Origin of the sequence: Thiolapillus sp. (genome assembly GCF_048562965.1) — a bacterium.
GTDB classification, from domain to species: Bacteria; Pseudomonadota; Gammaproteobacteria; order Chromatiales; family Chromatiaceae; genus Thiolapillus; species Thiolapillus brandeum_A.
The window spans coordinates 1-1,068 of sequence record NZ_JBHNMF010000964.1 but is presented as its reverse complement, the minus strand read 5'-3'; the positions used below and the strand labels follow the sequence as shown (position 1 = coordinate 1,068).

Genomic DNA, 1,068 nt, shown 5'->3' with positions numbered 1-1,068 from the left:
GATCGGTGAAGCAACCAGCCAGGCGATCCAGCAGCCCGATGCGCTGATCCACCTCGCGCAGCAGCAATCCGCCACCGTCTGACGTGATACGTCCGCCGTCAAATCGACCGATCACCTCGCGCCGACCCAGGGACTGAAATTCCAGCTGTTCTGGTTTACACTCTGTATTCATAGGCCTCTTTGTTTTGTTGCTGGTAAGTGATTGGTAACCCTTACTTTATGCAACAAAAAGAGGCCTATTTCCAGTGGGGCGGTGAAATTTCCGGGCTAGGTTTATTACAGGGCAAGCCACATCCCCATTCAAGCCAATGCTGCCACTCCCCAGTGAAAGCCCCAGGGAGAGCGGAAAGTCCGCACTCCCTCAGGCAGAGGGCTGGGGAGAGGGGAACAAAGAGCGCCCTTCAAAGTTGCTCCCAAGGCACAGCGCAAAGAATAGCCCTGGCCAGCGTCCTTCTGGCCAAGGCTTTTCACTCGCGAGCAGACCGGGACATCCCTGTCCTGCAAACTTCCCTGCTTGCGAGCTCACAATGAGCAACGGTCTGTAGCGATGGGTATATGCTACCCATCAACTCATGTTCAGGGTAGAGTATTCTTCCGAGCAGCTTGTAGGAATATTCTGATCCCCTCCGAGAGGCTTAAGGAGAGGGGGTACTTGACCTCGGTAGCATGTAAGTCGGACTTCAGTCCGACCCTCCCCCTCCCCCTCCCCCTCCCCCACCTCTATCGCAATAGATACAGCAGTGGGAAACATCGCCCGGCCATGACTTCCGATCGTCTATAATAGCCTCAACCCAAACAGGGCAGGGAAGTGCCTTTTTTCAGCAGCATGTCCGCAATCGAAAAATTCAGACCCAGCAACAGCAACCGGGGCTTCCTACGCGCCTTGTTTGCGGCCATTGTGTTCATGTTGATCAGTGGCGCTATTCTGGTAGCAGGATTCATAGCCTGGCATTCCCCTCAAATCGCGGCAGGCGCCAAGACAAAGCCCATCGTCCTGACAGGAAAAGACTTCTATATTGCCATCGGCAAAGGAGGACACAAAGGCAGTGCAGTAAAAATCTGCGTTCT

Annotated in this window: 2 protein-coding genes; one reads left to right on the top strand and one right to left on the bottom strand. The window is 54.4% G+C overall.

The features are described 5' to 3' along the window. Positions 1 to 172 (bottom strand): transposase (locus ACOCD2_RS21510; protein WP_293675302.1); only part of this gene is annotated, 172 nt, incomplete at its 3' end. Positions 173 to 826: 654 nt separating this feature from the next. Here ACOCD2_RS21510 and ACOCD2_RS21505 point away from each other — a divergent pair. Beyond that, a partial coding sequence (locus ACOCD2_RS21505) for a hypothetical protein (protein WP_294031880.1) occupies positions 827 to 1,068 on the top strand: 242 nt, incomplete at its 3' end.